General features: G+C 60.3%; 25 protein-coding genes and 1 pseudogene. 17 read left to right on the top strand and 9 right to left on the bottom strand.

The genetic code is table 11. The annotated features are described in order from the left end of the window. The first annotated feature begins 25 nt into the window (after positions 1 to 25). Positions 26 to 1,588 (top strand): recombinase family protein, encoded by a 1,563-nt coding sequence (locus FJ423_RS16895; RefSeq protein WP_140843258.1) that lies wholly within the window; start codon positions 26 to 28, stop codon positions 1,586 to 1,588. After that, positions 1,585 to 2,400: a plasmid partitioning protein RepB C-terminal domain-containing protein gene (locus FJ423_RS16890; protein WP_246680187.1), complete on the top strand. Its 816-nt coding sequence runs from the start codon at positions 1,585 to 1,587 to the stop codon at positions 2,398 to 2,400. The genes FJ423_RS16895 and FJ423_RS16890 overlap by 4 nt, the downstream gene beginning before the upstream one ends. Before the next feature lie 3 nt (positions 2,401 to 2,403). Here FJ423_RS16890 and FJ423_RS16885 read toward each other — a convergent pair whose 3' ends face one another. Further along, positions 2,404 to 2,673, bottom strand: coding sequence for a hypothetical protein (locus FJ423_RS16885; protein WP_140843256.1), 270 nt, complete (start codon positions 2,671 to 2,673; stop codon positions 2,404 to 2,406). 141 nt (positions 2,674 to 2,814) lie between these two features. On the opposite strand from FJ423_RS16885, the gene FJ423_RS16880 reads away from it, so the two are divergent. Both FJ423_RS16880 and FJ423_RS16875 read left to right on the top strand, forming a co-directional pair. Continuing rightward, positions 2,815 to 3,102 (top strand): hypothetical protein, encoded by a 288-nt coding sequence (locus FJ423_RS16880; RefSeq protein WP_140843254.1) that lies wholly within the window; start codon positions 2,815 to 2,817, stop codon positions 3,100 to 3,102. After that, positions 3,102 to 3,482, top strand: a complete 381-nt coding sequence (locus FJ423_RS16875; RefSeq protein WP_140843252.1) for a hypothetical protein — start codon at positions 3,102 to 3,104, stop codon at positions 3,480 to 3,482. Before FJ423_RS16880 ends, FJ423_RS16875 begins: the two co-directional genes overlap by 1 nt. A gap of 2 nt (positions 3,483 to 3,484) precedes the next feature. On the opposite strand, the gene FJ423_RS16870 is transcribed toward FJ423_RS16875, so the two are convergent. Together FJ423_RS16870 and FJ423_RS16865 are read right to left on the bottom strand one after the other, a co-directional pair. Then, positions 3,485 to 4,078: an SOS response-associated peptidase gene (locus FJ423_RS16870; RefSeq protein ID WP_140843250.1), complete on the bottom strand. Its 594-nt coding sequence runs from the start codon at positions 4,076 to 4,078 to the stop codon at positions 3,485 to 3,487. A 45-nt stretch (positions 4,079 to 4,123) separates the two neighbouring features. Beyond that, on the bottom strand, positions 4,124 to 4,948 hold the full coding sequence (locus FJ423_RS16865; RefSeq protein ID WP_140843247.1) for a Ku protein: 825 nt from the start codon (positions 4,946 to 4,948) through the stop codon (positions 4,124 to 4,126). 246 nt (positions 4,949 to 5,194) lie between these two features. Between FJ423_RS16865 and FJ423_RS16860 the strand changes: the two genes are divergently transcribed. Beyond that, on the top strand, positions 5,195 to 5,641 hold the full coding sequence (locus FJ423_RS16860; protein ID WP_140843245.1) for a hypothetical protein: 447 nt from the start codon (positions 5,195 to 5,197) through the stop codon (positions 5,639 to 5,641). Positions 5,642 to 6,158: 517 nt separating this feature from the next. Here the strand turns inward: FJ423_RS16860 and FJ423_RS16855 are convergent. Together FJ423_RS16855 and FJ423_RS16850 are read right to left on the bottom strand one after the other, a co-directional pair. Further along, on the bottom strand, positions 6,159 to 6,653 hold the full coding sequence (locus tag FJ423_RS16855; protein ID WP_140843243.1) for an RES family NAD+ phosphorylase: 495 nt from the start codon (positions 6,651 to 6,653) through the stop codon (positions 6,159 to 6,161). An 11-nt stretch (positions 6,654 to 6,664) separates the two neighbouring features. Next, positions 6,665 to 7,015 (bottom strand): antitoxin Xre/MbcA/ParS toxin-binding domain-containing protein, encoded by a 351-nt coding sequence (locus FJ423_RS16850; protein ID WP_140843241.1) that lies wholly within the window; start codon positions 7,013 to 7,015, stop codon positions 6,665 to 6,667. A gap of 315 nt (positions 7,016 to 7,330) precedes the next feature. Here FJ423_RS16850 and FJ423_RS16845 point away from each other — a divergent pair, with 315 nt between their 5' ends. Beyond that, positions 7,331 to 7,999: a DUF1236 domain-containing protein gene (locus FJ423_RS16845; protein ID WP_140843239.1), complete on the top strand. Its 669-nt coding sequence runs from the start codon at positions 7,331 to 7,333 to the stop codon at positions 7,997 to 7,999. A 1,523-nt stretch (positions 8,000 to 9,522) separates the two neighbouring features. Here the strand turns inward: FJ423_RS16845 and hxsA are convergent. The 4 genes from hxsA to FJ423_RS16820 are packed head-to-tail and all read right to left on the bottom strand — an operon-like array spanning position 9,523 to position 12,861. After that, entirely contained in the window at positions 9,523 to 10,077 is a 555-nt protein-coding gene (gene hxsA, locus FJ423_RS16835; protein WP_140843234.1) for a His-Xaa-Ser repeat protein HxsA, read from the bottom strand. Then, positions 10,074 to 11,183, bottom strand: a complete 1,110-nt coding sequence (hxsC, locus tag FJ423_RS16830; RefSeq protein WP_140843232.1) for a His-Xaa-Ser system radical SAM maturase HxsC — start codon at positions 11,181 to 11,183, stop codon at positions 10,074 to 10,076. The genes hxsA and hxsC overlap by 4 nt, the downstream gene beginning before the upstream one ends. Next, positions 11,180 to 12,589 carry a His-Xaa-Ser system radical SAM maturase HxsB gene (gene hxsB / locus FJ423_RS16825; protein WP_140843230.1) on the bottom strand — a complete coding sequence of 470 codons (1,410 nt, stop codon included), beginning with the start codon at positions 12,587 to 12,589 and terminating at the stop codon, positions 11,180 to 11,182. The genes hxsC and hxsB overlap by 4 nt, the downstream gene beginning before the upstream one ends. Next, positions 12,586 to 12,861, bottom strand: coding sequence for a hypothetical protein (locus FJ423_RS16820; protein ID WP_140843228.1), 276 nt, complete (start codon positions 12,859 to 12,861; stop codon positions 12,586 to 12,588). The genes hxsB and FJ423_RS16820 overlap by 4 nt, the downstream gene beginning before the upstream one ends. A 506-nt stretch (positions 12,862 to 13,367) precedes the next feature. Between FJ423_RS16820 and FJ423_RS16815 the strand changes: the two genes are divergently transcribed. From FJ423_RS16815 to FJ423_RS16765, 11 genes and pseudogenes are all read left to right on the top strand, one after another. Further along, the gene (locus FJ423_RS16815) at positions 13,368 to 13,757 is read left to right on the top strand and encodes an EF-hand domain-containing protein (RefSeq protein WP_246680186.1); all 390 of its coding nucleotides are present in this window, start codon (positions 13,368 to 13,370) and stop codon (positions 13,755 to 13,757) included. Between the two features lie 119 nt (positions 13,758 to 13,876). Beyond that, positions 13,877 to 14,200: a transcription initiation protein gene (locus FJ423_RS16810; RefSeq protein ID WP_140843224.1), complete on the top strand. Its 324-nt coding sequence runs from the start codon at positions 13,877 to 13,879 to the stop codon at positions 14,198 to 14,200. A gap of 610 nt (positions 14,201 to 14,810) precedes the next feature. Next, positions 14,811 to 15,550, top strand: a pseudogene (locus FJ423_RS16805) (site-2 protease family protein). A gap of 198 nt (positions 15,551 to 15,748) precedes the next feature. Then, positions 15,749 to 16,558 (top strand): methyltransferase domain-containing protein, encoded by an 810-nt coding sequence (locus tag FJ423_RS16800; RefSeq protein ID WP_140843222.1) that lies wholly within the window; start codon positions 15,749 to 15,751, stop codon positions 16,556 to 16,558. Between the two features lie 425 nt (positions 16,559 to 16,983). Continuing rightward, positions 16,984 to 18,195: an amino acid ABC transporter substrate-binding protein gene (locus tag FJ423_RS16795; protein ID WP_246680185.1), complete on the top strand. Its 1,212-nt coding sequence runs from the start codon at positions 16,984 to 16,986 to the stop codon at positions 18,193 to 18,195. A 31-nt stretch (positions 18,196 to 18,226) separates the two neighbouring features. Then, on the top strand, positions 18,227 to 19,090 hold the full coding sequence (locus FJ423_RS16790; protein ID WP_140843220.1) for a branched-chain amino acid ABC transporter permease: 864 nt from the start codon (positions 18,227 to 18,229) through the stop codon (positions 19,088 to 19,090). Beyond that, complete coding sequence (locus FJ423_RS16785) at positions 19,087 to 20,034, top strand: branched-chain amino acid ABC transporter permease (protein WP_140843218.1); 948 nt, start codon at positions 19,087 to 19,089, stop codon at positions 20,032 to 20,034. Before FJ423_RS16790 ends, FJ423_RS16785 begins: the two co-directional genes overlap by 4 nt. Further along, positions 20,031 to 20,759 carry an ABC transporter ATP-binding protein gene (locus tag FJ423_RS16780; protein WP_140843216.1) on the top strand — a complete coding sequence of 243 codons (729 nt, stop codon included), beginning with the start codon at positions 20,031 to 20,033 and terminating at the stop codon, positions 20,757 to 20,759. Before FJ423_RS16785 ends, FJ423_RS16780 begins: the two co-directional genes overlap by 4 nt. Then, on the top strand, positions 20,756 to 21,502 hold the full coding sequence (locus FJ423_RS16775) for an ABC transporter ATP-binding protein (RefSeq protein WP_140843214.1): 747 nt from the start codon (positions 20,756 to 20,758) through the stop codon (positions 21,500 to 21,502). The genes FJ423_RS16780 and FJ423_RS16775 overlap by 4 nt, the downstream gene beginning before the upstream one ends. A 428-nt stretch (positions 21,503 to 21,930) precedes the next feature. Then, on the top strand, positions 21,931 to 23,049 hold the full coding sequence (dctP, locus tag FJ423_RS16770) for a TRAP transporter substrate-binding protein DctP (protein ID WP_140843212.1): 1,119 nt from the start codon (positions 21,931 to 21,933) through the stop codon (positions 23,047 to 23,049). A 59-nt stretch (positions 23,050 to 23,108) separates the two neighbouring features. Next, positions 23,109 to 24,209: a TRAP transporter small permease subunit gene (locus FJ423_RS16765; RefSeq protein WP_140843210.1), complete on the top strand. Its 1,101-nt coding sequence runs from the start codon at positions 23,109 to 23,111 to the stop codon at positions 24,207 to 24,209. Positions 24,210 to 24,234: the final 25 nt, after the last annotated feature.

The raw sequence follows: 24,234 nt of genomic DNA, 5'->3' as shown, positions 1-24,234 counted from the left end.
ATTGCCGGCACCAAGGTGCAAGGCGATGGACAAGTTTGCAGAGGATGGCAATCCGCCTGCCGGGAGGCGAAGGGTTCGCGCTGCGCAATACCTGCGCATGTCGACTGAGTATCAGGCCTACTCGATCGAAAATCAGCGGGATGCCATCCGCGACTATGCGGATCTCATGGGTTACGACATCGTCGCCACCTACGAGGACGCGGGCCGCAGTGGGCTCAACCTCGAAGGCCGCCCCGGCCTTCAGCAGTTGCTGGCCGATGTCGAAATCGGGAGAGCCGATTTCGAGACCGTCGTGGTGTACGACGTAAGCCGATGGGGACGATTCCAGAATATCGATGAGAGCGCCGCATACGAGTATCGATGTCAGATGGCAGGTGTGCGGATCGAGTTCTGCGCTGAACAGTTCGCAAATGACGGCAGCATTGGATCCGATGTGCTCAAGGCGATCAAGCGCAGCATGGCTGCTGAGCACAGCAGAATGCTGTCGCAGAAAGTCTTCATTGGCCAGGCGAGGCTAATCCGGATGGGTTTTCGACAAGGCGGCAAGGCAGGGTTTGGCCTGCGGCGACTGCTTGTCGATCAACATGGGCGTCCCAAAGGCATCCTGTCGTCCTACGAGTACAAGAACCTGCAGACGGATCGCATCGTTCTGATCCATGGACCGCCCGACGAGGTTGCGACCGTGAGATGGATCTTCAACCACTTTGTCAGAACACAAAAGTCACAGCTTGAGATTGCCCGAACCCTGAACAACCGCGGCCTGCTGACCGACCTGGAGCGCCGCTGGACGCGAGAATCTGTCCACTCGCTGCTGACCAACGAGAACTACATTGGCAACAGCGTCTGGAACAGGGGCTCGACCAGGCTCAAAAGCCATCGAGTCCACAATCCTCCTGAACAGTGGCTTCGGGTGGAGAACGTCCTGGAGCCGATCGTCGATCGCAAGCTATTCAGACGCGCGCAGATTTTGCTTAAGACTATCCACCGCCACATGTCCGATCAGGAGATGTTGGACGCCCTCAAGGCGCTGCTGGCACGCCGTGGTGCCCTGTCCACCTTCATCATCGACGCCGCACCCGACTGCCCGCCCGCCCAACGATACTGGTGGCGCTTTGGGACACTCGTCAAAGCCTATGAGCTGATCGGATACCAGGCGCCCAAGAACTACCGCTACATCCACGTCAACCGACGACTGGATGCCGTGAGGCTGCAGGCGATTCAGGATTTCGTGGCCGCAGTTGAAGCGCGAGGCGCGGTTGCGGCCTATGACGCGGAGACAGGCATCGTGCAGATCAACGAGGAAGTCACTGTTGCGATCGCAATAGCGCGCTGCAGAGCCTCCTACTTCGGTTATCCACGATGGTTTGTGAAGACTGATCGGCAACCGTTGGCGGACATCTATGTCCTGATCCGGATGAATCCCGGCGACCTCACCATTCGAGACTACCTGATTGCTCCCGCCCGTGAGATCGCCGGCAAACGTGATCTGCACGCCCACAACGGAGCGTTTCTGGATTCCTATGTTTTCCCCACATTGATGCCGCTGCTTGCTCTGGCGGAGCGGGTCGCTGTCGAGAGCGCAACATGAGGCCGAAGCGGCTGAGCCGGGAAGCTGCCCACAAGATTCTCCTCAACAACGACCGCCGACATGCCGGGGCGTTGGCCTCCGATCAGCTACGCCCGAAGATGCGCCGTTCCACTCCCGAGTTCCTTAGGATTTACGACGCCGAATGCAGCCGCAAGCGTGCCTTCATCGCAGAGGTGGAAGAACTGGAGCAGCGTTTGGACACGATCGCAGTGGCGGTACGCCTGATAGCAGGCGACGGGCAGTTCCGCGACCTGTTGGCATCCGAAGGCCTTGCCACAATGCCAAATACATTGGCGCGGAGAATCAGCGGCTCGCCGCCTGCGCAGACCTCATCGCAACTTATCTCCGCCGACGCCAATCCGATTTCAGCCGGCGAGATCTGCCCGGACGTCCTCGATCTGCTGAGGGACTGCACCGGGCCCGCGGGGCTTTTCGCATTGCTGCGGACGGTGCTTCCGGTCCGGCAAATAGAGATTGCGCGCTTGATGATTGCCAGGGGGCCGGTCAGTCTCAACTATGTGAAGATGCTCGTCGCCCTCACGCAACGGTCGCTCCTGGTTGAAGATTTCCATCCGCAACCTGAGCTCGCCAGCCTTTCCGAAGACCGGAGGGGAGAAATGGAGTGCGATTTGGCCAACCTTAGCCGCGCATTTTTGAATGCGCTCGACCGGCGCGGACCAGCGACCCTGGAACTCGTGGCCGCCTGCCGCTATTTTGACCGGCTGATGGATAATTCCAGGGTGGTGCGGTATCTCGCACGCAATTTCCCTGGTCGTTTCGAAGAGTTTCATAACTTGACGGTTCTCAAATAGACTTTACTCGTCGCGCCAAATCACACGCCTTTCCCATCGTATTTCCTTAAGGCGCCGGAAACGGATGCTCACAAGCTCCTGTCCGTAGGGATGGAAGAGTTCCGCCGACATCCACTCCCGCTTGCCGCAGGCCTGACAACGTACCTTTTCTCGCACCTGGTTTATGGTGACATTGCCGATCACCTCGCGCAGCTCGATCGGTTTGTAATGTCGTGTTATGTGGCAATGACCGCAGGAGATGCGTGCGATCTGCCCTGCCTCATGGGCATGCATCAGCGTCCAAGCCTGGCCTCGTGGCCACTTTTCAGGTTGTTCCGGCATCCTCTGAATTGAGGAACATATTCTCATGCGGTCAAGGTGAGTCTTGACTTTTTGTTCTCTTTTCGTTCACTGTTTGCGAAAGGAGACAGAACCATGAAACCGACGCGTGCGACCGAAGCCGAGCAGCCCGAAATCTACGCAACCGTCAGGCGCGAAATGCCTGCCATCCACCGAGCAGCTCAAAAGATGGCAAAGCACCTGCGTGGACTGTCAGATGTCAGCCAGAAGCAGGCGATTACAGAGCTGACGGCCGCTTGGATCATGGCGATCTACCCCGACAGCCTTGACCTGGCGATATCGCTTTCCGATGCGATGCGCGACCAGACCGACATCGATTTGCAGCAAGCCTTTGAAACCAGACGACGGAAATTGAGCAATTAATGGCTGCCCGCAGCCGAAGCATTCCGCCGCCAACGATGATCGATCGCGATATGCCGCACCAGGTGGCGCTGCCCGACGACATCTGCACGGCACACAATTTCACGCTGATCCGGCGGTTTCTTGAGGAGCAACGGCTATCTTGCCGGACGCGATCCGTGATCGCGATCTGGGAAGACGGCAAGCAGGAGCAATGGCGACTGCATTGTTTCGCTGATCGCGATGCCGCCGCCGCATTCCTTGACCACTTCGGCGGGATCATGTTCGATCCCAAGCGCGACAGGGAGAATGGACGCGCACGTGGCGCCTGGCGCCGCAAGGGCCTCTATCAGCGGATTTTCGAGATTGGACCGCTCAGTGTGCCGGAGCCTCTCCGCAACTGAACTCAGGCGCGCTCTGGCCGTACCGTTTCAACGGACAACGATCCCGCCGGCAAGGGTCGCAACAACTCTCTCTCCGGTCTCGACAAATCAAGCCACGCTGACCAGTTTTCGGGCTGAAGAACGACCACCTGGCGATTGTGATATGGCGAGACATCCGGCCCGGGATCGGTCGTCAACATGGTGAAGGTGGGCGGCTTGTTGCCGGCCGCTTCCCGCCAGAGCCCGGCGATAGCCAGGAAAGGAGCGCCGTTCAGAGTGAAGCGGTGTTTCGCCTTCGGGTATTTGGTGCCAGTGAATTCGAAGAACGCCGAGGCCGGGACCAGACAGCGTTTGCTGTCAGCGAAACGACGTCCTTCCGATCTGAAGTTGAACACTGGCCCTCCCTTCGGGCCGGCCGGCGGAAACCCAAACGTCATCGACGCAAGTTCAACTCCGTCTCCGGCAGCGAGCATAATCGGCGCCGGATCATTGATGCGGATATCATCAGCTTGGGGAAGATCGAGTTCAGTTTGATGAGCCGGGATCTTCAGCGCCAGCGAAGCCATCATCCGGCAATATTCGGCCCAGGCGACATGCTGCTCATAGTCGTTGCACATGCTGTCCCCACAAAAGGAATCCGAACGGGGCCGTCCGTTGCCATGCTATGCGGATTTTCGCGCGGGCTTTGCGTTTGGCCGCCCCTTGATGCCCTCCGCGGCGAGGCTCTTCTTCAGCACTGCAGCTAGGTCCACCACGTTCTCCTTGGGTTTCGGCGCCGGCTTGGGCGGCTTCTTGCCCTTGCGCTTGGCCTCGATCATGGCGATCAGCGCATCCTCATAGGTATCTTCGAATTTCGAGGGGTCGAACTTTGTTGCCTTCTTGTCGATCAGCAGCCCAGCAATTTCGAGGAGATCCTTGTCGTATTTGGGGCTTTTCACGTGGTCGAAGACGCTCGTTTCTGAAATCATCTCGTTATTGGTTCGCAACTCGGTCAATAGCATTCCTTTGCCGAAGGGCTGGATGATGACTTCCCTGCCCCGCTGATACAGCACAACACAAGATCGTGCCGCGACCCGCTTCTTGGCCATTGCTTCCCGCAGCACCGAAAATGTCTCAACAGCGGCACCGTCGGCCGGAATGACGTAATAGGGCTTTTCCAGATACCTCGTGTCGATCTCATCGATCGCGACGAAGCCCTCAATGTCGAGCGTATGCTGCGACGTAAGCTTCAGTTTTTTGATCTCGTCCGGCTCGACTTCGAGGAAGTCGCCCTTCTCGGCCTCGTAGCCCTTGATCTGATCTTCTGAAGGAACGATGTCGCCGGTTCCTTCATCGATATAGGCGCTCTTGACCGGCAAGCCGTTTTCGCGGTTCAGAATCTTGAAATGGACCCTCCCCGCCTCAGTGGTTGCTCCCACCAGCTTTACGCCGCATGCGACCGATCCAAATTTCAGGAAACCCTTCCAAACCGCCCGCGGCGCTGCCATGTTTCATCCTCCGTTACATGAAGGAACACCGGCGCCCGCCGGGGGTTCCGACTTCGTTCAGCTTCCCAGAAATCGATTTGCTTTTGAGTCCGCCACCCGCGAGAGATGAATGGCAAGCTCTCGGAGTATGGGCGGCCCGATAACAACGCGCCATCCGCACCCGACAACTAGGGCGTGAACTCATAAATGCTGATGAACAGAATAGATGGTTTGCAGGGCCTTTAGAGTTCCGCCATCATCAGGCACATGAAAAATGCGATAGCCGACTTCGCCGCCGCCGCTCGCGGTATGCCCGTTTCCCATGTCTGGCGGGGCCACGGATCGGCCCTCTTTGTTGAGCTTGGCAATTTGACGCCTCGAACGCGTCGAGATGGAAGCCCCGGCGAGCCACAGGGTGAGATGGGCTTAATGATCGGATGGAGTTGGCGAATAGAGGAGGAGCGCTCCATTCTGTGTGGCAGTTGGAGCGACGAAGACCTGTGGGCACCGAGCTTTGCCAAGCTTCTCGGACAGAATGTCGACAAACTGACGACGTTTGCACGACTGCCGGAGGTCATGATCTCGCTCTCCGGAGACCTGCACATTTCCTCGTTCATGACGAGCGAAGGAGATCCAGCATGGGCTTTGTTCGACATGCGCGGCCCAGCGCCGATCACGCTATGTTGTCGTTCGGGCCAAATCACCGAGGAATGACGTTCGGCCAACGCGATCGCTACGGTCAGGGCTTTCAAGCTGCGGCGATATCTGATTCACGCTCCGCATGAGCCCATATAATCTGACCGACTTCGAATGGCGAATAATCTAGCAACCTGGCCGCGCCGTTCGACCACTCGGAGACCTGATCGGAGGGGGCGAAAGGATCAGGGCTAGCAACGTGCACCTGCACGCGGGGTCCGCGGCCAACATTATCCGGGATTTCTGCAAGGCCGTGAGGATCAGAATCGATAAAGCAGCGATGATTTGCACCATGGCGAACGGCTTCGTAATCGTTACGCTCTCCGGCACGTCTTCCAACCTCCAATTGATGGCACTTCCCAATCGGTGTAGATGATCGACAAGGTCGCGCTAGGTGGCGACGAAATGACCCGGATGGCTTAAGCACAGCGGTACCTTAGTGGGCTGAAAGTGCAAGCACTCTTTCCGTCAGACTTGAGTTCCCGGCTCCTGTCGAAGGCAGTATAGTTGGCAACGCGGGCAGCGGCCGGCTAGATCAACCGAGCTGGTGCTCGTCGTCGATCAGCTCGAGCCTGGATGGGGCAGCGTCACCCCATCGCCACAGAGCCAGATTCAAGTCGCCGAGTGCGGCGCGCTTGGCGAAGCTCGGCGCGAGCAGGCCATTATAGCCTTGCGCGACCAGCTCACGGGCAAATCGCTGTGTATGCGCCTCGCCATGGTCTCTCATCTGATCGCGCCATGTTGGATCGGCCAGGACCGCCGCATCGAGGCCCATTGCTGCAAGAGCAGTGGGGTCGCCCGCATCGAAGACGGCCTCGATCTCGGCACGATAAGCGACTAGCGTCGTCGGCTGCAGATCGCCTACTTGGTTGGCTTCGCGCAAAGCCGTCAGCACCGAGGTCGACGCATAGAGCGCCGGCATTCCTTTGGGGTTGAAACGCCCTCCGTAGAGCTCGGCACCGCGTCCCGACATAGGCTCGCGGGCATACACCGGATTGAGGGCGCGGTAGAGCCGGCCCGAATAGGTGATGGCGGCAATGGTCAGGCGTAAATCCCCGCATCGACCGCGTCGATGAAGTCGAGGACGTCATCGGCTCGACCCTCCCGCACGAGCTGCATGGCCGTCCGCCCCGAAAATCCCGGCAGCGGCTCGGACCGATACCAGGCGTACGCCATGAGCGTGGAGCCAAATCGCGGCTCGACCTTGTTCACGATTTCCACCATTTCGCGCAGGCGGCGCTGCGTCTTGTCTGAGCGCACTCGCTCCCGACGCTGGACCGCGTCCTTGCCCAGACCAGCGGTACGCGCGATCTCCTCGCTCGTAGTGCGGAAAGCGTCCGCAATCTTCTTGGGTGCGAACAACCCGTCATGCGCATATTGTGCCAGGCCCATCGCAGCACCTCCGTGCAGTGCCAAAAACTATGACGCTATATAGCGTCAGTAGTGCCGGCATTTCAAGAGCTGCGCCACTTCTCCTCGCGACGATGGCTGTTCCAGCGGTCGAACCTCAACGAGTCTGTGCTCCGCCGGTGGTGTGTGAAGCCATGTCGATGGCATCCGGCGAGATCGACCGCTTCGACGATGACATGTCTAGAAGGGGCAGCAGAGCGACCCCAATGATATCCGTTCAGCAATTCCGCCAGCGGAACGCACATGGCTCTTCCTCGTTTTTGGCTCTGAAGGGAATCATGAAATGGAGACAGAACCATGAGAAGGCTTTTGTTACCTACAGTGGCAGGCGCGCTTATCGCCTTGTCGGGCGCAGCTTTTGCCGATACTCCCGTATCCGCCACTACAAACCTTAACGTTCGTGCTGGTCCGGGCTCGCAGTATCCGGTGATCGGCGTGCTGCGGGCGGGCCAGACGGCCACACTGAACGGCTGTCTGCAAAACTCGAAATGGTGCACCATCGCCGAGGCCGGTGGTCAAGGCTGGGTCTATTCCGATTACGTCACCGCAGAATTTGGCGGCAATCGGATCGTCTTAACCGAGCGGCCGGCCAATTCAGGCGTCGCGGTCGTGAAAGCTCCTCGCGATCAGGCTAATGCTGGAGCCGTCGCCGGCGGCGCCACCGGAGCGATAGCCGGCGCTATCATCGGTGGTCCAGTTGGCGCTGCCGTGGGCGGCGCGGCGGGGATCGTGGGCGGCGGTGCGGCTGGTACCGTGATCACTCCCCCCGAACAGGTGCGCACCTACATCACCGAGCACCGTGTCAAGCCTGTTTACCTTCAAGGCAAGGTTGTGACAGGCCCGACCCTGCCTGCGACGGTAGCCCTGCAGAAGATCCCGAACTACCGGTACCGGTATGTCTATGTGAACAACCGGCCGGTGCTGGTTGAGCCTTCGACGCGCCGCATCGTCTATGTGGAAGGCTGAACGTGCCAATCGGCAGGAAAATCGTGTGACAGCACAGGAGCGGTCTCGACCCCGAGCCGCCCGTGCCAGACGATGGAGGCGCCGCCGTCCCAGGCCTGCTTGTTGGCCCAACGGGGTGGCAGCGTTCTCCGCTCCCTGAAATCAAGTGCTTCGGGCGCCGAGTTGCGGGATCCGGAGGCCGCTGTCGGCCGAGCCCGAACGGCATCGTGCGCTTGCTGGGCCGAGGATCGCCTCGAAGCCCATCCCCTCGCATTCGGGAGGAGGTTCCCGCGACCCTTGACCCAACGGCAGGTGCTTGGGTTTAGACTGGAGTTGGGCTGGGAGACGTTCTCGCAGGGAAATTCCATCTGGGAACGTGCCTTCCGGGCGAGTTCCGCCCATGAGACCGTCCCCTACTGGATGCGGCTGCACAAGGTCCAGCCTTGACGAGTCAGGCCAAATCTTTCGGCAGTTAGCCACTTCGTAAGAGAGAGGCTGTGCAAGCGGCTGGACTAGATGGTCAAACCGACGCTGCCGAAATCCGTCACTCAGTTGCTACGAGCGCTGGGTGAGCAGGAAGAGTGAAAGACGCAAACTCGTAGGAACTGAATCCGGCTCGGCCCAGCGAGAGCAAAGCCCGCCGCAGTTAATGAGCGTGAGCGACGGGCTTTTCTGCGACGGAGAGAGCAGCTACACCTCGGCGGATCGACTGCATCTTCTAAATCGCCACGCCGTGAATTCGTTCCAGAGTGGGACACTTTTTGGTCGGCTAGGCCTCTCTGTTCACGTCCTAGCGACGGAATTCCTATCCTGACCACCAGCCGGCGCGCGCACTTAGGTGTCCCTAAACTCCTTGGAACAGTGCTGCGGGCTGTAAGGGCCGAGTCGCAGGGTAGACGATTCGGCCCTCATCCGATTTGATGATGATTGCCAACCACCCTCCGATATGATCACAATCAGCCTCGTTGCAGCGGCACCCCACCCCCCGCGTCTAGTCCCCGCCGCTGCAAAGCCCAAGCTCAAGCCCGGCGGACCCCTGTCGGGCTTTTTCTTTCCATCAATTTTTACGGAACCAATCCACGGTTCAGATGTTGCGGCAGATCGGGGGCTGGAGGACCAGCCAATGACAGGTGAGGACCAGACGACATCGCTCGTCCCAGAGGCTCGTTGAACAAACCGGCATTACCGAGGCCCAAGCGCACGAACTTGCTCTCCTGATCGGCCTGAATTGGAATTCGCTGATGCGGGAGGCGAAGCTCCTTGCGGCTGGGGCAAGGGCTAAACTCGCCCAGATCGGGCCACCAGCCGAGGATTGACGGCTTAGGGAACGGAATTCCTATCCTCACCACCAGTCCGCCAGCCTGGGAGCAGCTCTCCTTGCAGGGGAAAGCGATGGAAGGCACACCGGCGCGGCGCTGCTGTTTGACGGCACGTCGCGGCTGGTTTCGCGCGTGCCCTCCGTCAAGGCCTGTCGAATGTTTTCAAGGCCGCAGCACCGACTAGCTGGTTCGCTCATGCAGCCTGGCCCTGCAACTTGCGGGTAGCTAGCGCGCTTCAATCCTCAGCGCAGTCAGCGTCTCGGGCGTGATCGTCCCGGTGACCTTGAGCGAGTAGTCGGCCTGCATGCGCAACAGCCCCGCCCTCAATTCAGGATTCATCTCGCCGTCTATCTCGCCGCTGTAGTAGCCGAATGCGAGCAGGGCGAACTGGACCTCCTGGACGATCTCCTTGAACTTGTAGGCGTTGCCCGGAAGCGTCTTGAGCGGCGCGGGCGTTTGGGCGATCGCCGGCGCCTGGTAGCTCGGCGCGGGCGTTGAAGGGGCACTATACAACGGAGCCGGTTCGCTCGGCGCCGGCGGGACATAGGAATAGCCGCCCGTCGACGACCTATGGCTGGAGTGCGAACTGTGGCTGCTGTGACTGCTGTGGCTGCGATGTCCGGCCAGCGTATACAGGTGGTCGAGCTTGAAGATGTCGAAGAGCGACTTCGTCTTTCCGGCATCGCCGTCCAAAGTTGGCTTGGTCGGCAGCGCCTGCGCATTGGCTGGCAAGAATCCCGCCGCGAGCAGCCACGGTATCGCGAAAAGCCGTTTCGTCATTGGATAGCCCCCCAGTTGCTATATCCGTGGTTCGCTGGATGCCACTCGAAAAATCCCCCGCACCGATCCTTCACCGAGCATCCGTCACACTCCTCCCGGTAAGCGCGCTTCCAGTCGGAGATCGTGGATGGCGCCAGGAGACGGTAGGGCTCCGGTACCGTGCACAGCGGGAAATTGTAGAGCCAGGCATCTATCCCTCGGCTCCTGACGAGATCGATGGAACGGCCGACGACGTCGAATCCCTCCGAACTGTCGTAGAAGAGGGTCTTCCAGTTCATCCGGCCGAATCCGATGTTCTCCATCTGCATGATCGCCCACGTCCGGATGAACGGCAGAGTCGCGGCGACGAAGCTTGCGAGTTTGGGCAGCCCGTCCGCATTCGGACGCATTAGCACGGTGCGGAGCTCTATCTGGGCACCCAGGCGGCACATGAGCGCGAGATTTTCCAACAGCTGCTCGTGCGCGCCGGCCTTCGCAACGATCTGGTCATGAACGGCGGCATCGCGGGAATAGAGAGGTATACCCCAAACCACCCTGCCCCGATCGATACGGCTCACCGCTTCCCGGTCTCCTTCGCCGAAATGCTGGCCGTTCGTCAGGACATGGAAAGAAAGGTCCGGACGTGCGGACAAGACCCGCTGCAAGAAATCGAAAAGCTGTCCCTTGAAAAGGGTTGGCTCACCGCCGGAAATGCCGATCGTTGCGCCTTCCGGAGCCAGCAACGCCGCAGTCTCGAAATATGGGAACAGGTCGACATGATGCCTCTTGGGCGGCTGGGAGCACATCAGGCAGACTTGGTCGCAGCGCTCCGTCACTAGAAACGTGTTGTGCCGCGACAAGCTGCGGATGAGGCGATCCGCGGTTCCGCGCCGCGGGTTCACGAGCAGCACGTCTCCATCGACCTTGGCGGGATCAATGCCAAGAATTCGTATCGGACCGCCCTCGCCGACGTAGTAGGCGCCTTCCGGGCCGACGCGGTGCAGCACCACCTCGAAAGGACTCAGTTGTTCAGTCTTTTGTCCGCGGCCAACGGCCTCAAACGAGCGAAGCCGGACCACGAAAGGCTGGTCAGCGTTTGCCTCCACCTTGATGCGCAAGGGTATCATTGGTGTGCCGGCGCCATGCTGTCGTCCCATCGGCCCAGCCCGAGCCAGGCGGCCAGCGAGGCGCGCGTCGGCTCGTCATTCCGGTAGAGGATTTCAAATACCTTGTCGAAGAGCGACAAGTGGCGGCCGCAGAACCATGTGTCAGGCCGCGCAACGTCAATGCGGCCATACCGGGAGATGTCGTCGATCACGTCAGTGCCGCAGAACGGCTGGTACGCGCAGTGGATGCAATCCGGATCGAAGTGGTTGAATGCACCGGAATTGAGAACGTCAACCTTTTCACGGTCGATTCCTGTCCTCACATCGCCGATGCTGAGATCGATGTGGCCGATCCTCGATAGCATCCGGGCTTCGTCCGTCGGATAGAAACGGCCATCGTGATCTATCACGACATAATCGGAGGCGAAGAAGTTCGGGTTGCGTATGTCGACGTGGTTGTCGGCATCGAACCGGAGCACGCGCTTCAGGCATTGGCTGAAGTAGTACTCTTCCATGAAGCGCCCGGTCCGATGGTTGCGGGCGATGAGAAGGTCGATGAATTCCGAATGGAGACGATTCCAGCGCGCGAGGACGTTGTCGCCTTGCTGAATCTTGCGCGCGAACCCTTGATGGTTCATCGGGCGCAGATAAACGGACCGGAGTCCGTAGCGCTCGTAGTTGTCCAGCAGCGCGTTGAAGTCCGGCGGATTGGCCACATCCACCGTGGGCAGGCCTGAGATCTTCCCTTCCGGATAGCGGGAAACGGTCGCCTCGAGATTTCGAAGGAACACATCGGTGACCGCACTGCCGTGGGTCCGCTGACGCTCATGCGTGGTCCGGTCTCCGTCTAACGACGTACTGACGAATGTGTCATCCGCATCCAGGAAAGCCCATGCACGCTCGTCGAGTGCCTGCAGGTTCGTGCAGACGACGAATTGAGATTGCGGAAACTTTCCGCGGCAGAAATCGCGAACGGCCTGCAGGAGATCGACCCGAAGCAAGGGCTCGCCACCCTGGAACTCGATCTTGATGTCCGGACCGTCCAAGCGGCCGAGGAACGAAAGAACGCTGGCAAGGGTCTCGACCGACCAGTCGAAGCCGCGAGCCTTCTCGGCAACCCGGGAGACCTGGCAATAACCGCAAGCAAGATTGCACCTGAGCGTCGGCACGAGGATGACGTAGTTCATTCTCGCCGGCCTCGCCTGCCGCCTCGCCCACCTGTAGGCGAACGATGTCCAGGGGAGGTCGAACTCCCGATCGAAACCGTGATTGCCTTCCCTGAGAAAGCTTTCGTCGACGGTAATCAGGCTATCGGCGGCGTAGCGATCCAGGAAGCCATGGCTCGACTTGAAAAATCCGCCCGCATCGTCGCACAACAATACCGAACCGCCCGGCATCTCGCGGAACTTCAGCGGCCAGACGTTCATCGCGTCGTGACCGCGGCGACGAGCGCCTGGCGCATCGCCAGAGTTTCTGTATAGATTTTCTCACGATAGAGGAAGTGCAGAACATCTTTGCGAAACTGATCTTCGGCAAGCCAGCCGGATGACCTTACTGATATTTCACCGTCTTGCCTCACGATGCGGCAAGCAGGGTAAAGTACCTGCAGCCGAAGCATCGCGGCATCGGCATATTTCTCGAACTGTGGCGGAATCTCCACCACAAAGTCGACATCAGTAGCGTCTGGTAATTTCGTCATGTCCCCACCCGTGGAGATAATGCGCGGGTCGGAATAAACAATCAACGGGATATTTGAGGAACGCTTTCAGAATCGATCTCACTTGCGGGTTTTCGAATTCCCGGCTCCAGCCCGTGCAAGGTCCGCTATAACACCCGTTTCAAGCATCAGCGTTCCAAACGAGGACGCCACAATGAGCCACCTGATGCTCCGGATCTCGATGGCTCTGACCATGTTTGCCCAACCGTCACTCATGTCCTCCTTGCCGAAGAAACACCAGCCGGAACAATCGAGCATACCGCCAGTTTGGGCAGCCCAATCCGCTTGAGGCAGACCACGGCCAACCAATGGAGCATGTCATGAGATTCCCTCGCTGCACGTCGGCTGCGGCCGCCGTTCTTATATTCGCGACTTTCCCTGCTTTCGCCCAGACAAACGGAACCCCTGTGCCTCCCCCGGCGACCGAACAGCCTGGCGCCGGGCAGTTGCCGGATGCGAATGGGCAAGCGGGCGGCCCAACGCGTGAAATGATCCGCCAGATGGTTGACCAAGCCATCCGGGAGAGGATGCAACAGGATCGAAGCTCCGAGATGGTCAACAATCGTCTAGAAGAGGATGACAACGCTCGGGACGATGCAGATCGTCATGGCGACCGTTGGCGTAAAGACCGTGACGGCGGTCCGGCTGGTGAGCACAGGATGGCTGCACACCATGGCCCGCGTATGATGCGCGGAGCTGGAATGCGACTGATGTTTGCGTTCTTGGACACGAATGGCGACGGATCGTTGTCCGAGAACGAGGTTCAGGATGCTGTCGGGCGCATCTTCTCTGCAATCGACCAGAATGGCGACGGGAAGATCGACATGGATGAGATCCAGTCCTTCTTGCACGGCTCTGGCCGTGAAGACATGCAGTGATGGTCTCCTAGCCACGAAGCCAAGACGGCTCACGCGAGGCAGGCTTGCCCCATCTCGTCATACCCGAACGAGGCCGTCACCCGAGCTTCACGTCGAAACCCCTGAAAGGTGACCTCACAATGCCAAAATTCGTTACGATCCAATATGGCGATCGGGCTGGATACGATCGCACGCCCCAACCCGTCAGGGATGCTGCTCATGAACAGGACGCGAGGTTGCGCTCGGAAGGCGCCCTGATAGGGAGGGTGGGGACGCCGGTGCAGGTGCGTAATCCGGATGCATCGGGTGTGAAAACACGCGAGGGCGCCTTCATGTCGTCAGACCTGCCGATCGCCGGATTTGCCGTGATCGAAGCTGCCGACCTGGGCGACGCTATCGACAAAATCTCGCATGTTCCCTGCGCTGTCGCGCACGGCGTCGTTGAGGTATGGCCATTGAAATGAAATAACGGGCGGGCCCCGCCCTGACGTGCCCGGTAGTGCAGGCGGAAATTCACTGACCTGTGCCATCGCCTACCCTCAGCATTCGCTATATCCACGAAGCCTTTAGCTGGATGAAGTATGCCCGCGATCGGGGTTGTTTTTGCTGAATTTTTTCGACTTTTGCAGTAGCCCAAGACTGCATAGCAAGAGCGGCTGGGGCCGCGCGATCGTATCATCGGATGGCGCATTCACTCTACTTTGCATATCGCCATCGAAAGCCAGCCTTTCGCTCTAATCGCGTAATGCCGCACTTCCTCAAATTAGTGGAACAACCGCCATTAGCCAACCCATATCCTCCGTATGATCTCGTACGGTCTGGCCAACCCGATCGTTAGAACTCACTCCTCCCCGGACCTTGTCGCCATCGCCCTCAACGCAATCCGGAACGTTCGTATGCCTATAAGCTGTCGAGGCCCGATTGGCCGTCAGCGGTCGGGCGCGATGCGGCAGATCTTCGCGTGTCGCCTGGCTGGCGCTGGGTGTCGGGCGAGTGGAAAATCTGATAGACATCAACTGCCAGCCTATTATCCCCCGGTGAGCCTTCGAGGTTGGAGTAAAGGAGGCACGCGAAGTGGCATGGTCACTGCGGATTGCGACAATCGCCGGAACCGAAGTTCGCCTCCACATCACGTTCTCACTGCTGTTGGTCTGGATCTGGCTGATGCACTACCAGATCGGCGGATCCCAGGCGGCGTGGACGGGGTGCTCTTCATCCTCGCCGTGTTCCTCTGCGTCGTGCTTCACGAGTTTGGTCATGTCTTCGCGGCCCGCTATTTCGGGATAAGCACGCCCAACGTGACCCTGCTGCCGATCGGCGGGCTTGCCCGCCTCGAGCGAATGCCGGACGAACCTGGCCAGGAACTCGTCATTGCCGTGGCCGACGCTCATCTTCATCGCCATCTTCGTCTATCTAGCGGCCACTGCAGAAGCTCAGGATGCGCTGCTCCGCGATGCTTCCTCCAGTCTCCTGATCGGGGACGTGATGGTGACACAGTTCGCTCGCTTGCCGGCCGACTGACAGGCCTTCTGATTCAGGATGACATGATCCGCGCCCTCGAAGATAAGGGCCGGGACGCCCATGTGTCGGAAGTAATGCGGACCGATATGCCCACCATTCATCACAAGAAGCCGCTCGAGGAGGCTCTTCCATTGATGCAGGCCGGGCAAGCGCCGGCACTGGCGGTGGCGAACACGGCGGGTCAGCTTATGGGGCTCATCACGCCCGAGAAGATCGGCGAGATGATGCTGGTGCGCGCCGCCCGACCCGACGCTCTCCTTCGCAGGCGCGGGTCCGTACGGAGAAAGGCGTGAGCGGCGCCGAAGTTGCCGAGTTCTCAAGCTATTTCAACCGCCAGAGAGTCCACCCGCCCGCTTGCAGCTTCCGAATTACGCCGAACGGTGCACGCCTACGACAATCTCGCCGGCGGCTGAGCATGGGAGTATACTTGCGCTGCACTAAGGCAGCAGTGTCAATGCAGGACAGGGCTGCCGAGATCCGTTGGGGCAAACATGACCCTGCCCAGCTACGCGATGAACCAGGCAACTTTCCCGGAGATGTACGAGCGGTGGCTCGTACGCCCTCTTTTCCGGCCGTGGGCCGACATGACCCTCGAAGAAGTGCGTTTGTTTCAAGGCGATCGTGTCCTCGACATCGCTTGCGGAACGGGAATCGTGGCACGCGTTGCCAGGGAGCGGCTCGGTGAAGCCGCATGCGTTGTCGGCATAGACGTCAATCCGGACATGCTTGCCGTTGCGCGCGCTGTGGCACCAGACATCGACTGGCGCGAGGGCAATGCCAGCGCCCTGCCTCTTCATGACGGAGAGCAGTTCGATATCGTCGTCTGCCAACAAGGATTACAGTTCTTTCCGGACAAAGCTGCGGCGGCATCGCAGATGCGGCAAGCGCTGGCGAAAGGCGGCAGATTGGCGGTAACCACCTGGCGCTCTGACGATGAGGTCCCCTTCTTTCGGGCGCTGCGCCGCGTCGCGGAGCGCCACTTGGGCCCAATCAAGGATATGCGGCACAGCCTTGGGGACGCTGCGCCACTCGAGGCGCTGCTCCGGGGCACCGGCTTCCACGACGTCCGGTCAAGGGCGATGTCGCGTACCATAGGTTTCGAGGACGGCAGGCCCCTCTTGCGATTGAACACGATGGCGCTGGTCGGCATGAGTTCTGCCGGCAAGGCAATGGGCGATCAGGAACGCAAGCGCATCGTGGAGGACATCGTGAGCGAAAGTGCGCCCGTGCTGCAGTCCTATACCGAAGGTTCGGGAATCGCTTTCGAACTCAGCACTAACCTGGCGACCGCCACAGGCTGAAGTGTTCCATCACTGCCCATAATGCGCAGCAAATCGCGCCGCCTTTCCGCCTATCTCTTTCACCAGCCGGGCCCACTCGAAACGTTATGGGTGGCTGCCGATTACTCGATGTGCTGCGCGCGACAAGCGCACCATCTTTCACAACCGCCAGCAAGGCGCAGTAGATCGCCGGATGCACGTGCAACAGCCGACGCTCACCAGAACGATGTCAGCGCAATTTTTGTTGCAGTGCACCACATTTGACCGCTGCACATATCGAATGTCGCGTCACTTCTATTGCCTTGAAACGTCTAAGCTCCAGGTTTCAATGTCAGCTAAGGAGATTGACGTAGGCGTTCGGCAGTTCGAGCGTTTTGACAATTTCAGCCTGCGGTATTGCTCGCTACCGAAGGTAAGAAATACGCGACTCGTAGGGAGGTAACACCATGTCAAACGGAACGATTTCGCTGCTCGGCGCTATGCTCGCCGGTGCGGCCCTCGCACTTTCTTCAAATGCGGCAGCGGCAGACGACATCGTGCTGGGTGCATCCGTGCAGTTGACGGGGTCTTCGGCCAATACCGGCCGCTACTACAAGGACGCCTACGAGTTTGCCATCGAGAAAATCAACGCGGCCGGTGGCGTCAGCGTCGGCGGCGAAAAGCGTAAGCTGGCGCTGAAGATTTACGACAACCAGTCGGACGTGAACCTGAGCGTGCGGCAATACACGCAGCTCGTGTCGAATGACAAGGTGGCACTACTGCTCGGTCCATTCGCGTCGAATTTCGCGCTTGCCGATTCGGCTGTGTCCGAAAAATACCAGATCCCGATGGTCCAGGGCGGCGGTGCCTCCGATCAGATTTTCTCGCGCAAGTTCAAATACATATTCGGCACGCTGGCGCCGGCCAGCAATTATTTCGGTTCGACCGTCAAGATGCTGAAGGAGCTTGAGCCGGCGCCCAAGACGGTGGCTCTGCTTTATGCCGACGACTCCTTCGACGTGTCGGTCGCCGAAGGCACCAGGCCGCTGCTCAAGGAAGCCGGGCTCAACATCGTCATGGACGAGAAATACAGCTCCAACGCCAGCGACTTCAATTCGCTCTTGTCGCAGATCAAAAGCAACGGCGCCGAAGTGGTATTGGTGGCGGGCCACGAGACCGAGATCCTCAACTTCGTACGCCAGGCAAAGAGCCTGGCGGTGGCGCCGAAGATGTATTCCTTCACCGTCGGCGTGCCGAGCGAGGACTTTCGCAAGGCGCTCGGCGCCGATGCCGACTACGCCTTTGGCATGACCGCCTGGCTGCCCTCGGCAAAGCTGAAAGATAAATGGTTTGGCGACGCCGCCGCTTTCGCCAGGGACTACAGGGCTAAATACAACTACGACCCCGACTACCACGCAGCTTCGGGCGCGGCCGATGTCGAGGCGCTGGCGCAAGCGATCGAAAACGCGGGCGACACTGATCCGGCCAAGGTGCGCGATGCGCTGGCCAAAATTAATTTCGACAGCCTCTACGGCAAGATCGCCTTTGGCGAGAACGGTCAGATCGACCTGCCGCAGACGGTGGTTCAGGTGCAGGACAACGAGCTCAAGGCGATCTATGGCGCCACAGGCATGATCGAAAAGCCGAGATATCCGATGCCGGCCTGGAACGCGCGATAGCCAGGCGGCAGCGGGCATCGGAGGGGCGATCGTGGACCTGCTCGCGCAAATCCTCATCAACGGCGTGCTGCTCGGGGGGCTCTACGCCGTCATGGCGCTTGGGCTGGCGCTGGTCTGGGGCGTGCTCAACATCCTCAACTTGGCGCATGGCGCCTTCATCATGCTGGGTGCCTATCTATCCTGGCACCTTTACACCTATCTCGGCATCGACCCGTTCCTCGGCCTGCCGCTCACCGCGGTTCTCATGTTCGCGCTGGGCTATGGCATGCAGCGTGGCCTGCTCAACCTCGTGGTGCGGGCGCCGATGTTCAACACGCTTCTGATCACCTTCGGGCTGGAGGTGGTGCTGACTTATCTGGCGCAGTTCGCCTTTTCCGCCGACTTCCGCACCATCAATCCGCCCTATGCCGGCAACAGCATCGCGCTCGGGCCACTGGTGCTGCCGCAGGCACGGCTGATGGCCTTCGGCGTGGCGCTGGCGCTGACGGTGGCGATGTGGGTGTTCCTGCTGCGCACCAGGCTCGGCCGCGCCATCCGGGCAACGGCACAGAACCTGATGGCAGCGCGGCTCTACGGCGTCGAGCCGCGCCATCTCTATGCCGTCACCTTCGGCATCGGCATCGGGCTTGCGGGTGCAGCCGGCGGGCTCTACGGCACGGTGTCGCAGATCAACCCGTATATCGGCGCGACGCTGACGGCCAAGTGCTTCGCCATCGCCATCATCGGCGGACTGGACAACCCTTTCGGCGTGCTGGTCGGCGGCCTGGTGCTCGGCATCATCGAGTCGCTCGCCGCGCTCTATATCGGCGCCACCTTTGGCAACGTGGCGAGCTTCGGCGTGCTGGTCGCCGTGCTGATCGCACGGCCAAGCGGGCTTTTGGGCAAGACGACATGAACGCGGCCCGCATCGGCCTATGCGCGCTCGCGGTGGTGGTGCTGGCGGCGGTGCCCTGGTTCGGCTCGGACGTGCTGGTGCAATTCGGCATCAACGCGCTTTTGCTGGCGGTGCTGGCGCAGGGCTGGAACATCATCGGCGGCTATGCCGGTTACGCCTCCTTCGGCAATTCGGTGTTCTATGGTCTCGGAAGCTATGGCGTGGCCATCGCCATGGTGCAGTGGGAGCTGCCCTTCGCCGCGGGCCTCGCCTTCGGAGTGGCAATGGCGGTGGCCTTCGCCGTCCTGCTCGGCCTGCCGGTGCTGAGGCTCAAAGGCCATTATTTCGCGATCGCGACGCTGGCGCTGGCGCAGGTGATGATCGCCATCGTCTCCAACGTCGAGCTCGCAGGCCAGAACATCGGCCTGGTGCTGCCGCCGCTCAACAACGACCCGCTGTTCTACGAGCTGGCGCTCGGCCTGCTGGTGCTGGCGACGCTCACCGTCCACTGGCTGACGAAGAGCCGCTTCGGCTTCGGGCTGATCGCCATCCGTGAGAACGAGGAAGGTGCGGCGGTGATGGGCGTCAACACCACGCTCTACAAGGTGCTGGCCTTCGCACTTTCAGGCGTGTTCAGCGCGCTGGCCGGCGGCATCCACGCCTACTGGATTACCTTCCTCGACCCCGAAAGCGCCTTCGACATCACCCTCAACGTCAAGATGATCATCATGGCGGTGTTCGGCGGTCCAGGCACGGTCCTCGGGCCGGTCATCGGCGCGCTCGGCCTCTCGGCGGTGTCGGAATTCTTGTCCAGCCAAGTGACCAGCCTCGCCAGCCTGTTCTTCGGCCTGGTCGTGGTCGCAGCCGTCGTGCTGATGCCGCGCGGCCTGGCCGACGTGGTGCGGCGGTTCCGCAAATCGGGCTGGCGCTATTTTGCAGAGAACATCCGGGCGCACCGCATATGAGCACGATCCTGGAAATCAGCCACGCCACGCGCCGCTTCGCCGGATTGATCGCCGTCAACGACGTCTCCTTCAAGCTGGACGACGGCGAGATCCTCGGCGTCATCGGCCCCAACGGCGCCGGCAAGACCACGCTGGTCAGCCTGATCAGCGGTACGCTGGCGCCGAGCTCTGGCGACATCGTCTTCGAGGGACAGTCTATCACGAAGCTGCCCGCCTACCGCCGCGCCCGGCTCGGCATCGGCCGCACCTTCCAGATCATGCGGCCGTTTCCCGGCCTTTCAGTGCTGGACAATGTCGCCGTCGGCGCCCTGTTCGGCCGCAACGAGGGCGGCCTGCCGGAAGCGCGCGACCGGGCGAAAGGTTATCTTGATTTCGTCGGGCTCGGCAAATTCGCCGGCCAGCGCGCCGACGAGCTTGGCGGGCCGGGCCGCAAGCGGCTCGAGCTCGCTAAGGCGCTGGCCATGCAGCCGAAGCTTCTGCTGTGCGACGAGGTGATGGCGGGGCTCAACCATGTCGAGATCGACGAGGTGATCGGCGTCATCCGCAAGCTGCGCGACCGTGGCATCTCGATCCTGGTGATCGAGCATGTCATCAAGGCGATCAAGAACCTGTCGGACCGCCTGCTGGTATTGCACCATGGCGAAAAGATCGCCGACGGCGTGCCGGACGCAGTGTTTTCCGACCCCACGGTGATCGAGGCCTATCTTGGCAAGAGGCGGGCATGAGTGCGCCAAACACCGAGGGGAAGACGAGCGGCGCGGGCGCTCTTCTAAAAGTCGCCGGGCTGGGCGCCGGCTATGGTGGCATGCCGGTGCTGAGCGATGTTTCGCTGGCGGTCAGCAAGGCCGAGATCGTCGCGCTGGTGGGCGGTAACGGCGCCGGCAAGACGACGCTGCTCAGGGCGCTCTCGCGGGTGATCGGCTCGACCGGCGCGATCGCATTCTCCGGCCGCGACATAGCGCCTATGACGCCCGACGAGGCGTTCGCGGCTGGCCTCGTGCACGTACCGGAAGGGCGCCAGCTTTTCGATCGGATGAGCGTCGAGGACAACCTTCTGATGGGCGCCTATAGGCGCGACGACGACCAGGCGGTCGGGCGCGATCTCGAACGCATGTACGGGCTGTTTCCCCGCCTCGGCGAGCGCCGGCGCCAGCTTGCCGGATCGCTGTCGGGCGGCGAGCAGCAGATGTGCGCCATGGCGCGCGGGCTGATGGCGGCGCCGGTGCTGCTGATGATCGACGAAATGAGTCTTGGCTTGGCACCGGTGGTGGTCGAGCAACTGATGGAGGTGCTTGGGGCCATTCGCGCGCAAGGCGTGACAATCCTGCTGGTCGAACAGGACGTGCACCTGGCGCTGTCGGTTGCCGACCGCGGCTACGTCATGGAGAGCGGCCGCATCGTCCACCAGGGTGCCGCAAAGGATCTGATCGACGATCCCGCGGTGCGGCGGGCATATCTCGGGCTGTAGGATGGGATTTTGTCTGGGCGCGATTGAGCTGGCCCGCCATCCGAGGGCCAAAACACGCCGATGTGATAACGAATGAGATTATGCTGCATGGCATGCTCACGGGCTCCGGCGATTCAGCCGCACAAGTAAAGTCTCGATCGATGCCTACCAAGGATAACCCGCTCAAGGGATGGATTTATCGAAGCCGCACATGCATGCTATGGTCGGGCACGTGGTGGTTGAAAATGTTGGCGCCGCGCTATGTTACTCGCAAGCTGCGCCGGTTCCTTTCGCTCTCGTTTGTGGCGCTGGCAATTCAGCCGGAAACGATTGCGATAAGGGGCAGCTGTGAGCCACAAAAAGGGAAATCCTTGTGTCATTGGTTTTGAGTCTTTGAGAACGGCGGCGGACCCATCATTTGTCCACTTGCCGAATAGGGAGGAAAGACAATGGACGGAGAATCGCGTTCCCAATCAAGGCGAAGATTTCTGAAGACGAGTGGACTTGTCGCTGGGCTAACGGCGACGGCGGTTACCGCTCCCTGGGTTCGAAGGGCCGGAGCCGCTGATACAATCACCTGGAAGATCCAAACCTCGTGGCCGGCTGGCGTCGGACTTGAGACCTTTCAGAACTGGTGCGGGACCATCAAGGACAAGACGGGAGGCCAGCTCACATTCCAGCCTTTCAAGGCCAAAGACATCGTTGGTGATTTCGAACTCCTCGATGGAGTAAAGAACGGCGTCCTGGAAGCGATGAACTCATTTTCACTTTACTGGGCCGGCAAGCTTCCTGCTGCGGCGTTCCTGTCCTCGTACACGATGGGGCTGCGTTATCCGCATGAATGGGACATCTTCTTCTATTCGAAGGGCGGTCTCCAGGCGGCGCGCGATCTGTACGCGAAGCAGGGACTTTACTACGTCAACCGCATTCATCACGGCCCGAACATCATCCACTCCAAGACACCGATTCGCTCGTTCGAGGATTTCAGGGACCTGAAGCTGCGGGTGCCGGGCGGCATGATCGCCGAGACGTTCGCAAAGGCCGGCGCAAAGACGACGCTGCTTCCGGGCGGCGAGGTTTTCTCCGCTTTGGAGAAAGGCACAATCGATGCCGCCGACTACACGGGGCCGGCGGTCAACTGGGCGCTCGGATTCCAGCAGGTGACCAAATACATCTCCATGGGGCCGGCAGGACTAATGTCGGTGTACCAGCCCGTCGACCTGATGGATTTCGCCGTCAACATGAACGTCTGGAACCAGCTCCCGGACAATCTCAAGAAATTCGTCGAGGATGAAATTCAAGTCTATTCGAACATCCATTTCGGCGCGATCCAGAAGGCTGACATGGAGGCTTGGCAAAAGTTCATCGATGCAGGCATTGAGATAAACCGTCTTGGCCCAGAAGATCTCCAGAAATTCCAGGAAATCGCCGTGCCGATCTGGTTTGAGTGGGCAAACAAAGACAAGGACGCGGCACGCATCTTCAAGCTGCAGCTCGAGGTGATGGAAAACCCGACGGTCGGTTACGTCACCTCGGACATGTATCAAGGACTGACTATCAACCTCTGAACCCCTTAGCGCCCATCCTGAGCCGGATGGGCGCTCTCTCCTGCTGCAGGCGTTTGCCGATGCCTTCCCTTACATTTGTGCTGCCGCACTGGCTCTACTGGTCAAGCCTCGCGGTCTTTCCCCTGGTTGCCGTCTATTTTGTCCATCGCGAGCGGGCACGGCGCGATGCCGGTCGAGCCAACTTGTTCCTCGCCTATTTCTTTCTGGTCACCGTCGGCTTCCTGGGCATGCACCGTTTCTATCTGAAGAACAGATGGGGATTCATTTTTATCCCGTTCTTCATCGCGGTGCTTTGGACAAGCACCCAGGTGCGCGACGGACGCGAGGCCGTTTCACTCGCGCGATCCCAGAGCGAGCATGCCGAGAGGCTGATGCCGCGTGCCAAGGCTGATGTGGCAGCCGGCAAGGCGGGTGCTGCCGATCGACTTGTGAAAGCCGAGGCGGACGCCGCCGCGGCGCGCGCCAATCTGGCGGCGGCCGTTCACGAGCTCGGGCGGGCCGGCAGCATCAGCCGAATTGCCGGGCTCCTGCTCGGTCTTGTTATCGTCGGCGACGCGCTTCTCATACCCGGTCTCGTGCGGCGCGCCCGCGTTCGTGAGACCCAGCGCGCCGCGACCGACCATGAGATAATCGTTGATGTGCCCGCCACACCCGTCAAGCAGCCTCTCGCGCCGTTTAGGCCGGTCGACTGGCTTGTCAGGGTGACAGGCGAGTTCGTCGCCTACTGGTCGGTCCTCGCGGTCATGGCGTACTACTACGAAGTGGTCGCCCGTTATGTCTTCAACTCGCCGACCAACTGGGTACATGAGAGCATGTTTCTCATGTTCGGCATACAATACATGCTGGCTGGTGCCTATGCCTATCGCGATGAGACGCATGTGAGAGTCGACATCGTATACAGCCATCTCTCCGAACGTGGTCGCGCGATCTGCGATATCATCACCTCGGCGTTCTTTTTCCTGTTCGTGGGCACCATGCTCGTTACCGGCTGGCGCTTTGCCAGCGACGCGATGGCGGTTGGCGAACGCTCGTTCACCGAATGGGGCATTCAATACTGGCCGGTAAAGCTCGCGATCCCCGTCGGGGCCGCGCTTCTGCTGCTTCAGGGGTTGTCACGCCTGATGCGCGACATCGCCACCGCCACCAGAAGGTTCGGTTGATCGATGGGTCTCGAGCTCCCTATCC

It is taken from the genome of Mesorhizobium sp. B2-8-9 (genome assembly GCF_006439475.1).
GTDB lineage: Bacteria > Pseudomonadota > Alphaproteobacteria > Rhizobiales > Rhizobiaceae > Mesorhizobium.
This window is presented reverse-complemented; position numbering and strand designations above follow the sequence as displayed.

Bases quoted from the DNA above. Each gene is read 5' to 3' on its own strand.
- FJ423_RS16765 (WP_140843210.1), top strand. From the start codon at position 23,109: ATGCCTTCCCTTACATTTGTGCTGCCGCACTGGCTCTACTGGTCAAGC.
- FJ423_RS16810 (WP_140843224.1), top strand. From the start codon at position 13,877: ATGCCAAAATTCGTTACGATCCAATATGGCGATCGGGCTGGATACGAT.
- FJ423_RS16860 (WP_140843245.1), top strand. From the start codon at position 5,195: ATGAAAAATGCGATAGCCGACTTCGCCGCCGCCGCTCGCGGTATGCCC.
- FJ423_RS16800 (WP_140843222.1), top strand. From the start codon at position 15,749: ATGACCCTGCCCAGCTACGCGATGAACCAGGCAACTTTCCCGGAGATG.
- hxsA (WP_140843234.1), bottom strand. From the start codon at position 10,077: ATGACGAAACGGCTTTTCGCGATACCGTGGCTGCTCGCGGCGGGATTC.
- hxsC (WP_140843232.1), bottom strand. From the start codon at position 11,183: ATGATACCCTTGCGCATCAAGGTGGAGGCAAACGCTGACCAGCCTTTC.
- dctP (WP_140843212.1), top strand. From the start codon at position 21,931: ATGGACGGAGAATCGCGTTCCCAATCAAGGCGAAGATTTCTGAAGACG.
- FJ423_RS16780 (WP_140843216.1), top strand. From the start codon at position 20,031: ATGAGCACGATCCTGGAAATCAGCCACGCCACGCGCCGCTTCGCCGGA.
- FJ423_RS16875 (WP_140843252.1), top strand. From the start codon at position 3,102: ATGGCTGCCCGCAGCCGAAGCATTCCGCCGCCAACGATGATCGATCGC.
- FJ423_RS16815 (WP_246680186.1), top strand. From the start codon at position 13,368: ATGATCCGCCAGATGGTTGACCAAGCCATCCGGGAGAGGATGCAACAG.
- hxsB (WP_140843230.1), bottom strand. From the start codon at position 12,589: ATGAACGTCTGGCCGCTGAAGTTCCGCGAGATGCCGGGCGGTTCGGTA.
- FJ423_RS16890 (WP_246680187.1), top strand. From the start codon at position 1,585: ATGAGGCCGAAGCGGCTGAGCCGGGAAGCTGCCCACAAGATTCTCCTC.
- FJ423_RS16785 (WP_140843218.1), top strand. From the start codon at position 19,087: ATGAACGCGGCCCGCATCGGCCTATGCGCGCTCGCGGTGGTGGTGCTG.
- FJ423_RS16795 (WP_246680185.1), top strand. From the start codon at position 16,984: ATGTCAAACGGAACGATTTCGCTGCTCGGCGCTATGCTCGCCGGTGCG.
- FJ423_RS16895 (WP_140843258.1), top strand. From the start codon at position 26: ATGGACAAGTTTGCAGAGGATGGCAATCCGCCTGCCGGGAGGCGAAGG.
- FJ423_RS16870 (WP_140843250.1), bottom strand. From the start codon at position 4,078: ATGTGCAACGACTATGAGCAGCATGTCGCCTGGGCCGAATATTGCCGG.
- FJ423_RS16850 (WP_140843241.1), bottom strand. From the start codon at position 7,015: ATGGGCCTGGCACAATATGCGCATGACGGGTTGTTCGCACCCAAGAAG.
- FJ423_RS16820 (WP_140843228.1), bottom strand. From the start codon at position 12,861: ATGACGAAATTACCAGACGCTACTGATGTCGACTTTGTGGTGGAGATT.
- FJ423_RS16880 (WP_140843254.1), top strand. From the start codon at position 2,815: ATGAAACCGACGCGTGCGACCGAAGCCGAGCAGCCCGAAATCTACGCA.
- FJ423_RS16845 (WP_140843239.1), top strand. From the start codon at position 7,331: ATGAGAAGGCTTTTGTTACCTACAGTGGCAGGCGCGCTTATCGCCTTG.
- FJ423_RS16865 (WP_140843247.1), bottom strand. From the start codon at position 4,948: ATGGCAGCGCCGCGGGCGGTTTGGAAGGGTTTCCTGAAATTTGGATCG.
- FJ423_RS16885 (WP_140843256.1), bottom strand. From the start codon at position 2,673: ATGCATGCCCATGAGGCAGGGCAGATCGCACGCATCTCCTGCGGTCAT.
- FJ423_RS16775 (WP_140843214.1), top strand. From the start codon at position 20,756: ATGAGTGCGCCAAACACCGAGGGGAAGACGAGCGGCGCGGGCGCTCTT.